9 protein-coding genes are annotated in these 8562 nt (G+C 69.8%); 3 read left to right on the top strand and 6 right to left on the bottom strand.

Annotated elements, in window-relative coordinates:
• Nucleotides 1–138: 138 nt before the first annotated feature.
• The 5 genes from CTZ28_RS46065 to CTZ28_RS46045 form a co-directional block, all read right to left on the bottom strand.
• Entirely contained in the window at nt 139–987 is an 849-nt protein-coding gene (locus CTZ28_RS46065; RefSeq protein WP_121895921.1) for a class II fructose-bisphosphate aldolase, read from the bottom strand.
• A 101-nt stretch (nt 988–1088) separates the two neighbouring features.
• Nucleotides 1089–2021, bottom strand: a complete 933-nt coding sequence (locus CTZ28_RS46060; protein WP_121895920.1) for a DMT family transporter — start codon at nt 2019–2021, stop codon at nt 1089–1091.
• On the bottom strand, nt 2008–3018 hold the full coding sequence (locus CTZ28_RS46055) for a BadF/BadG/BcrA/BcrD ATPase family protein (protein ID WP_121895919.1): 1011 nt from the start codon (nt 3016–3018) through the stop codon (nt 2008–2010). The genes CTZ28_RS46060 and CTZ28_RS46055 overlap by 14 nt, the downstream gene beginning before the upstream one ends.
• A gap of 34 nt (nt 3019–3052) precedes the next feature.
• Nucleotides 3053–4225, bottom strand: a complete 1173-nt coding sequence (locus CTZ28_RS46050; protein ID WP_259472119.1) for an SIS domain-containing protein — start codon at nt 4223–4225, stop codon at nt 3053–3055.
• Complete coding sequence (locus CTZ28_RS46045; protein ID WP_121895917.1) at nt 4222–5514, bottom strand: D-tagatose-bisphosphate aldolase, class II, non-catalytic subunit; 1293 nt, start codon at nt 5512–5514, stop codon at nt 4222–4224. The genes CTZ28_RS46050 and CTZ28_RS46045 overlap by 4 nt, the downstream gene beginning before the upstream one ends.
• Before the next feature lie 142 nt (nt 5515–5656).
• Here CTZ28_RS46045 and CTZ28_RS46040 point away from each other — a divergent pair, with 142 nt between their 5' ends.
• The 3 genes from CTZ28_RS46040 to CTZ28_RS46030 all read left to right on the top strand — a co-directional run bounded on the left by CTZ28_RS46040 (nt 5657) and on the right by CTZ28_RS46030 (nt 7752).
• The gene (locus tag CTZ28_RS46040) at nt 5657–6448 is read left to right on the top strand and encodes a GntR family transcriptional regulator (protein WP_121895916.1); all 792 of its coding nucleotides are present in this window, start codon (nt 5657–5659) and stop codon (nt 6446–6448) included.
• Nucleotides 6449–6717: 269 nt separating this feature from the next.
• Entirely contained in the window at nt 6718–6921 is a 204-nt protein-coding gene (locus CTZ28_RS47625; RefSeq protein ID WP_183154914.1) for a hypothetical protein, read from the top strand.
• Nucleotides 6922–7752 carry an amidohydrolase family protein gene (locus tag CTZ28_RS46030; RefSeq protein ID WP_121895915.1) on the top strand — a complete coding sequence of 277 codons (831 nt, stop codon included), beginning with the start codon at nt 6922–6924 and terminating at the stop codon, nt 7750–7752.
• Between the two features lie 526 nt (nt 7753–8278).
• On the opposite strand, the gene CTZ28_RS46025 is transcribed toward CTZ28_RS46030, so the two are convergent.
• The coding region (locus CTZ28_RS46025) for a VOC family protein (RefSeq protein ID WP_121895922.1) at nt 8279–8562 on the bottom strand (284 nt) is incomplete at its 5' end.

Genomic DNA, 8562 nt, shown 5'->3' with positions numbered 1-8562 from the left:
TGATCAACGCCGTCCGGCGGGGATTACGCCAACTCCAGTACCGCCACGACGTCCTCGACGGCTGTCTCACCGGAACCGGACTCGTGCTCGCCCCACCCTGACGACATCACGCTTTCAACGTCAGTAGGTGCGTCGTGGTCAGGCTGCCAGCACGGTGAGGACGTCGCGCACGGTGGTCGCCACGGCGTCGCGGGCTGGGCCGAGATATTTGCGCGGATCCGTCAGCGCCGGTTCCCTCCGCAGCACGTCGCGGACGGTGTGGGTCAACGAGATATTGAGGGCTGTCCCGATGTTGATCTTTATCATGCCTGCCAGGACCGCGGCACGGAGTTCCGCATGGGGAACCCCGGATGATCCGTGCAGCACCAACGGGACCGGAACTGCTTCCCGAAGGCGGGCGATGAGCGCGTGGTCCAAGGTCGCCGACCGTTCGATCATGGCGTGGCTGCTGCCCACCGCGACTGCCAGGGCGTCCACACCCGTACGCGCGACGTAGTCGGCGGCTTCCGCTGGGTCCGTGCGCACCCCGTCGGCGTGCGCGCTCGCGGGGGAGTCGGGCTTGCCGCCCACGTACCCCAGTTCAGCCTCGATCCAGAGCCCGGCCCCGTGCGCCCACCGTGCCGCTGAGGCGGTGGCAGCGAGGTTCTCGGTGTAGGGCAGCGCCCCGGCGTCGAACATCACCGAGGAGAAGCCGGTGTCGGCCGCCTGGTGCAGCAGGTCGATGTCGGTGACGTGGTCGAGGTGCAGAGCGACGTCGACCGTTGCCGTCCGGGCCACCGAGGACGCCGCCAGGGCGAGGGGAGCGAGCCGTCCGCCGTGGTAGCGCACGGCGTTCTCGCTGATCTGCAGGATCACCGGCCGGCCGGCGGCCTCGGCGCCCGCCACGATGCCCTCGGCGTGCTCCAGGGTGATCACATTGAAGGCGGCGACGCAGCTGTGCTCGGCGGCGGCCCGGGCGACAAGCTCTCCGGTGGGGACCAAGGACATGTGCGTACTCCTCGTACGGGGGGAGATTCGACGTGCGGTGTTGGAGCGGCCCGGCCCGCCCTCGGGGTTGGGCCGGTGCCGAATTGTCGGAGCGCAGCGGCCTACGAGTCGGCGGCCGGTGTCGACGGCTCCAGGGCCTCGGGAATCTCCTCACGCTTCTCATCGGCGTAGACCATCAGCGTCGATCCACCGAGGGCGAGCACGATGCCGATCGTCGCCCACACCGTCGGCAGTGTCTGATACACCATCAGTGACAGCACGATCGTGAGGACGGGCGCCAGGGCGTTGGTGATCGGTGCGACGACACTGGCCTTGCCGCGGCTGAGCGCCATGACGAGGAACAGCGCGCCTACGGCGTTCAGGATCTGGGTGCCGGCGGTGAGCGCCGGGGCCTGCCAGGGAGCGTCGGGCAGCCCGCCCATCATGAGGACGGCGACGGGGACGAGGAGCAGTCCGCTGATGGTCATCCAGCCGAACGTCGTCGCGTCGTTGACACCGGCGAGGGCGGCCTTGCGCATGAAGAACGCCTGCGCGCCCCAGGCCACGCAGATGAGTACAGCCAACAGCAGCCAGGACCCGGTGCTGACCGAGCCACCGGCGCCCGCGGGGATGCTGATCAGCACGATGGCGATCAGCGCGGCGATCACTCCGATGACAGCGAGTTTCCCGATCCGCTCCCGGAGCAGAGCCACGGCCATCAGGACGGTGATCACCGGAGAGAGGGAGACCACGGGGAAGATCAGGTACGCGGGACCATCGGACAGCGCTTGGAACAGCAGGAGTTGACCGCCTGCTCCGGTGAGTCCGGCCGCGAGCCCGTACAGCGCGGCGATCGGCCGGCGGTCGAACCTTTCCCGGCGCAGCGCGACCGCGGCCGGGACGAGCATGGTGAAGGCCCAGATGACGTAGATCATCTCGTCCGGATAGCCGTACCGCTCGGTCGGCTGGCTGGAGAACGCCCCCCAGACACCCCAGAACAGCACCAACAGGCCCGCGTAGAGGATCCAGGTTTGTTTGTTGTCACGCGACGTCATGGCTGTTCTCCGTGGTGGTGATGCCCGAGTGGGAGCGCAGGGCGGCCAGTGCCTCGGTGCTGAGCGGGGTGCCGGCGAGCTTGGCCGCGTAGATCGCGGCGCCCACCACCGGTTCGAACAGCGGCTGGCGCAGCTCGTACCCGGCAGCGCTGCTGCGGAGCGCGGCGGTGAACGCGTCGAGCACGCCGGCCGAGCGGAAGACGCCGCCGGAATAGGAGACGAGGACGGTCTCGTCGGGGGAGAAGCCCAGGCGGCGTCGGGCGCTGTCCACCAGCAGGGCCAGTTCTCTGCCGGCTTCGGTCAGGATGGCGGCAGCCTCCGTGTCGCCCGAGCCGGCCGCCTCGACGACCAGAGGGGTCAGCGAGGCGATCTCGCTGCGGTGTCCCTGCCACCGGTTGAGTACGACGTCGATCACTTCGAGGTCCGAGGTCAGCCCGAGGTGTCGGCGCAGCAGTTCCGCGAGAGGGCCCTCGGGCATCCGGCCGTCGCTCATCCGGGAGAACACGTTCAGTGCCCGGGTGGCGATCCAGTACGCCGAGCCCTCGTCGCTGAACAACTCGCTCCAGCCACCGGTGCGTACGCCGCGGCCCTGCCGCTCGCCGTAGGTCATCGAGCCGGTGCCACTGATGACGTTGATGCCGTCCACCGCGCCGAGCGAACCGGCCCAGCCGCAGATCATGTCGTTGTCGCTCGCGTAGCGCTGGTGGCCCAGCACCCGGCCGGGGGCGGCGTCCAGCGCGGCGATGTCGCCGGGGACCTCTCCGTACCCGGGCAGGCCCAGGAACGCGTGGTCGATGTCCGCGGGTGTGATGCCCGCGGCCCCGGTCACGGCCCCGATCCCTTGTTCGAGGACCCGTACGACGTGGTCGACGCCACCGGTGGCGTTGTCCGCGAAGTAGTAGGCGCCCTCTCCGAGGGCTCGGGCCTGGATGGTGCCCGCGCTGTCGATCAGGCAGAAAGCTGTCTTCGTGCCTCCGCCGTCCACACCCAGAAACATCGTTGTTCCTCCGCTCGGCTCTCTCTGGACGCTGTTACGCGACGTGGTTCCGTCGTTCGGGGAGCGGGTGCAGGGTCACGCCCTGCACCACACGGTTCACCTCGCCCGAGGGGAACGGGTTGTCGGGCCGGATGCCCCGGGCCATGGAGGAACGCAGCGCGATGAGCTGCGCGATGGCCACGGCGGACAGGGCGAGAGCGGCGTCGTCGGCGCCGGCGAGCCCGGGCAGCAGCCAGGTGTCGTCCCCGGGCAATCCGTCGGGGGACGCGGTGACGGCCACGACGCTGCCGGACGGAAGGCCCGCGCGCAGCTCGGTGACGATGTCGAGGTCGTAGCGGCGCGTGTAGGGGTCGTTGGAGACATACACGACGACGGCCGTGCGGTCGTTCAGCACCGATTTGGGGCCGTGGCGGAAGCCGAGTGAGGACTCCGAGGACGCGACGAGCGCGCCCCCGGTCAGCTCCAGGAGCTTCAGCGCGGACTCCTGGGCCAGCCCCTTCAGCGCGCTGCTGCTGCCGAGGTAGACCAGCCGTTCGGGTCGGCGGGCGAGCAGGGTGTCGATGGCCTGGTCCAGGCCCCCTGTCGTGATGTGCTCGGCCGCCGCGGCCGGTGCCTCGATGCCGTCGGTGTCGAGCGCGCCGAAGGCGAGCAGGGACGCCAGCAGCATGCTGGTGAAGCTCGACGTCATGGCGAAGCCCTGGTCGTTGGCCACGGCCGGCATGAGCAGGACGTGGGACGCGGCGTTCTCACCGTGCGTCCGGGCCAGCCGCCCGGCGCTGTTGCAGGTGATGACGAGGTGGCTCACGCGGGTCAGAACCTGCTCGGCGAGGCGGGTGGCCGCAACGCTCTCCGGGCTGTCCCCGGAACGCGCGAAGGACACGAGCAGTGTGGGGACGTCGTCCGGGAAGGACGCATAGGGGTCCGCGACGATGTCGGTGGTGGACACCGCGTCCACGCGCCGGCCGGTCGCCCGCGCTGTCGCCGCCCGGACGACCTCCCCGGCGAAGGCCGAGGTACCGGCTCCGGTCAGGACGATCCGCAGGTCCTTCTCGGCAAGGAGCGGTTCGAGGAACGTGTCCAGGCGGTCCCGTCCGTCGGTGACGATCGCGCCGACCTCACGCCATACCGCGGGCTGCTGGGTGATTTCCGCGACCGTGTGGTCGGCCCCGTCGCCGTAGGGCATCGCGTCGTGGGCAGAGGTGGTCACACGTACTCCTTGTCTTGGACACGGCATGCGCGGTCGTAGTCGCGCAGGACGTCTCGGATGCGGTCGACGACCAGGTCCTGGGGCGTCGGGGTCAGGGCGCCGGTCCGGACCCGCCGGTACTGGTCGGGCAGGTGGGCGCTCAGCAGGGGAAGGGGGATGCCGACGGTCGAGAGGTTGGCGAACAGGCGGTCCTGCGCGGCGGCTATCTCGGGGTCGGGCCAGTAGTAGCGCATCCGGTCGCTGTAGCTGTAGCGCCTGGCCAGCCGCTGCTCGGCGGCGTCCCCCTCGTAGTACCCCGACCACCGGGAAGGCTCGTCGCGCATCCGGCGGTCGACCACCTCGGTGATCTGGGAGCGCATCCGGGGGGCGACCAGTTCGTCCTCGACGGCAGCCAGCGCGAACAGGGCCTCGCGCAGCGCGAACGTCAGCCCGGGGCCCACCTTGAGCACGGCCCAGTGGTCCGCCACCAGGTCGGCCAGCCCATCGACGGTCTGGTAGTCCGTCGAGTGGGCCTCGAAGACCATGTGCGGCTCGTCGGCGAGGACCTCACGCAGCTCGGTCGTCCGTTCGCGCCGGTAGTCGAACACCTGAAGGTGGTCGAATTCGACACCGGGCTGTACGACCATGGCCATCACGCGGGGCCACGCATGGGCGACGTGGTGCGCCGTGAACGCGCTCCGGTTGCGCTCCAGGGTCAGACGGGCGGCCTGGGGGCTGGTGGCGGCCATGCCCTCCAGCGTCTCGTGCGCCCCTCCCGGCACCGGCACCTCGGTACCGATGACGTAGCGCAGGGCGGCGGCAGAGTCGCCTGCCGTCTCCTCGGCCACACGCACCAGGCGGGCGGTGCGCTCGGCGACCACGTCGTCGGTCAGGGGCGCGGGGTCGCCGGCGCAGGAGAAGCTGCAGTCGAGGTGGATCTTCGTGAAGCCCGCCCGGACGTACGCCGCGACGAGGGCGTCCGCCTCGGCCATCGCCTGCTGCGGCGGCAGCGAGCGCCACCGGTTGGGGCCCAGGTGGTCTCCGCCGAGGACGACCCGGTCCAGTGGCAGGCCGTGCTCGGTGGCCACGCCGTGCACCAGCTCGCGGAAGTCCTCCGGCCGCATGCCGGTGTACCCGCCGTACTGGTCGACCTGGTTGGAGGTCGCCTCCACCAGGAGGACGCCTCCCGACGTGAGCGCCTGGCGTACGGCTGCCTCGATGACCAGCGGGTGAGCCGAGCACACGGAGGTGATGCCGTGCGGCTCACCCGCCTTCTGGCGTCGCACCACTTCGTCCAAGGGGTTGCACATGATCCACTCCAAGGTTCACCGAAGGGCGCAAACGGTATATGCCTCCGGAAACGTCAGCGGAATGCTATTGGTATGCGCTTTGGTCGTCAATGGTCTCACTTTGGTATTGAACTGGTCTGCCATGGACTGGTATACCTCTGGTATGCCTTCTTCGGATCGCGCCCTTCCTCAGGGCCTGCTGGGCGCTGACTCCCTGCCCCTGTACTCCCGGATCGCCGGACGTCTTCTGGGCGACATCGCCGCGGACGGCGCCCGGCCCGGGGACCGCCTGCCGTCCGAGCGGTCGCTGGCCGGCCGGTACGGCGTCTCACGCGTCACGCTGCGCAGCGCGCTGAACGAACTGGCCCAGCGTGACGTCATCGAGTCCTCGCCGGCCCGTGGATGGTTCCTCGCCCAGGGTTACGAGCGCGCGGTCCTCGACTCCGGGCCGTCGCCCGCTCCGGAGGGCGGCCAGTCGGTGCAGGGCTTCGCCGACTACGCCAAGCAGCACGGTTTCCAACTCCGGGACGCGGTCCTGGAGTCCAGGGTCCGGGCGGCCACGGTCCAGGAGTCCGAACTGCTGCGTGTCGGCCCGGGGGCCGCGCTCTTCGAGATGCGCCGACTGCGTTTCCTGGATGACATCGTCGTCGTCCTGGAGCACAACCGGCTGCCCCTCGGACTGTGTCCGCAACTGGCGGAAACCGACTTCACCAAGGACACGCTCTTCGCCACCCTCCGTCGTGCCGACCCGCCTCAACTGCCCAAGGTCGCCGACTACTCCGTGGAGGCCCGGCATCCGACGGAGGAGGAGCGGAACCTGTTGGAGATCACCGACGCGACTCCCGTCCTGGTCGCCACGCAACTCGCCTTCAACCAGAACGCCCAGCCTCTGGAGCTGACCGCGGCGGTGTACCGCGGCGACCGGTACCACTTCCGGGCCTCGATCACGGGGTGAACTCGCCGGGTCCCGCATGCCGCCGACCACCTTGGTGGAACTGGCGGCCGACGCCGGCCTGGCCGACCCCGAGGAACTGGGATCGGACCTGCTGCTGATCGACGGCGCGAACGCCCGCGTGGTCCACAGCGGTGACCGCACCGTCATGCGCCGCGCGCACAGATGTCCCAGGTTCTGGACCGGAGGAGAAGCTGCCGGCGGTCTTCGACCGGCACGCCGTGGGGCATACGAAGCCCGGGTTCCGGGGTTGCCGGTTCACCAACGCCGCAGTGGAGACAGCCGACCCGGACCATGCCGTGCGGGCGGTGATCCCGGCCTACAAGAACTGGCTGATCAGCGGTGACCACGACGCTATGGAGCGCCCCCGACGGGCTGCGGCTCGGCTCATCGTCACCGCCCGCGCACCATCCGGCCCCGCCGTGTACACACCCGGCACCATGGTCCCGGAAGACGACGAGAACACGGAGCACTGAATGCGACCGAGCCGGCACGGAGCGACCGACGAGAACGCGCGCACCCAACACCCTGTCTTCGACGCCCACTTGCACATCATCGATTCACGATTCCCGCTGATCGAGAACGACGGCTATCTGCCGCCCGCGTTCACCGTCGACCAGTACCGCGAGCGCGTCAGTGGCCTGGGCGTGCGCGGCGGAGCGGTGGTCTCGGGCTCGTTCCAGGGCTTCGACCAGAGCTATCTGCGCGATGCCCTGGCCAGGTTGGGCCCCACCTATGTCGGAGTCACACAGGTGCCGGCGACCATCACGGACGAGGAGATCGTCGATCTCGCAGCCGCGGGTGTGAGGGCCGTCCGCTTCAACGTGCGCCGAGGCGGATCGGCCTCGCTGGACGAACTGGACCGTCTCGCACGCCGCGTCCATGAAGTGGCCGGGTGGCACAGCGAGCTCTACATCGACGCACGGGCGCTGCCCGACCTGGCGGGCACTCTGGCGGCGCTGCCCGCGGTCAGCATCGATCACCTTGGCCTGCACCGTGACGGACTCCCGTACCTGCTGAACCTTGTCGAGCAGGGGGTGAAGGTCAAGGCCACGGGATTCGGACGCGTCGAACTCGACCCTGCCGAAGTGATGACCGCCATTGTGAGGGCCGACCCCGCCGCGCTGATGGTCGGCACCGACCTGCCCTCCACGCGCGCCCGCCGCCCCTTCGCGGACGAGGACTTCGCCCTCATCACCGAGAACGTCGGCGAGGAACATCTGGACGCCGTCCTCTGGGGCAATGCAGCCGCCTTTTACCAGCTGCCCAGGAGCCTCAGGAAGCCCGGAGCCATGCCGGACAGCTGACACATCGCCTTCCCCTGGTCAGGCACGCCTGACAAGGCGAACGTTGCCACCGTTCTGGCCGTGCACGGCGTCGGGGTCGCCGCCCTGGCCTTGGGCTGCTACTCGCTCACGGAAGTGGCCAAGAGCCAGGCGACGTCAAGGAGTTAGGCCGTGGCCTGCGGTGTCATGACTGCCGCGATGTGCCCGGTGAGTCTGGGCCTTTTTGGTCTCGAGGGGAGAGGCCCGCGTTCCGGCGCGTGTTCGCCCTGATCGGCGGGGAGGTGCTCGACCAGGTCATTGGCGCCTGGCTCTCCACCAGGGCGACGTAGGCCGACGGCCGGCTGGTGATCGCGGTCGGCGGCGAGGACGTCCGCGGCGCCCGGAACGGGGAAGGGACAGCCCTGCACCTGGTCGCGGCCCTGGCGCACGGTATCGACGCCGTCCCCGGCCAGGTCGTCGTGGGCTTTGCCGTGTTCCTGGCGGCCGGTCTGCCGTTGCGGGAAGCCCGCTCAGGGTGTCTGCCGTGCCGGGGACCGGGCCGGTCGGCTCAGTGGCGGTCGTGGAGGGTCACGTGGTAGCCGTCGGGGTCCGCGAATGTGAAGGTGCGGCCGAACGGCCCGTCGACGGGTGCTGAGACGATCGTCGTGCCGGCGGCGGCGAGGGCGTCGTGGATGTCCTGCGCGTTGGGAGCGTGCAGCCACAGTGCCATTCCCTGGCCCGGCTGCGTGATCGCGTCCAGGTCGACGCCCGCGACGACGTCGCGGACGGCGAACGCGATCGGCTTGGTGTCGAACACGACAGCGTGCGGCGGTCCTGCGTCAGAGCGCTTCA

Source organism: Streptomyces shenzhenensis, from assembly GCF_003688995.1.
Classification (GTDB): domain Bacteria; phylum Actinomycetota; class Actinomycetes; order Streptomycetales; family Streptomycetaceae; genus Streptomyces; species Streptomyces shenzhenensis_A.
Note: the sequence above shows the minus strand (reverse complement) of the source record. Positions and strands in the feature narration are given on the sequence as shown.

Coding starts and splice junctions, on each gene's coding strand:
- CTZ28_RS46065 (WP_121895921.1), bottom strand. CDS start 987: ATGTCCTTGGTCCCCACCGGAGAGCTTGTCGCCCGGGCCGCCGCCGAG.
- CTZ28_RS46060 (WP_121895920.1), bottom strand. CDS start 2,021: ATGACGTCGCGTGACAACAAACAAACCTGGATCCTCTACGCGGGCCTG.
- CTZ28_RS46055 (WP_121895919.1), bottom strand. CDS start 3,018: ATGTTTCTGGGTGTGGACGGCGGAGGCACGAAGACAGCTTTCTGCCTG.
- CTZ28_RS46045 (WP_121895917.1), bottom strand. CDS start 5,514: ATGTGCAACCCCTTGGACGAAGTGGTGCGACGCCAGAAGGCGGGTGAG.
- CTZ28_RS46040 (WP_121895916.1), top strand. CDS start 5,657: ATGCCTTCTTCGGATCGCGCCCTTCCTCAGGGCCTGCTGGGCGCTGAC.
- CTZ28_RS46030 (WP_121895915.1), top strand. CDS start 6,922: ATGCGACCGAGCCGGCACGGAGCGACCGACGAGAACGCGCGCACCCAA.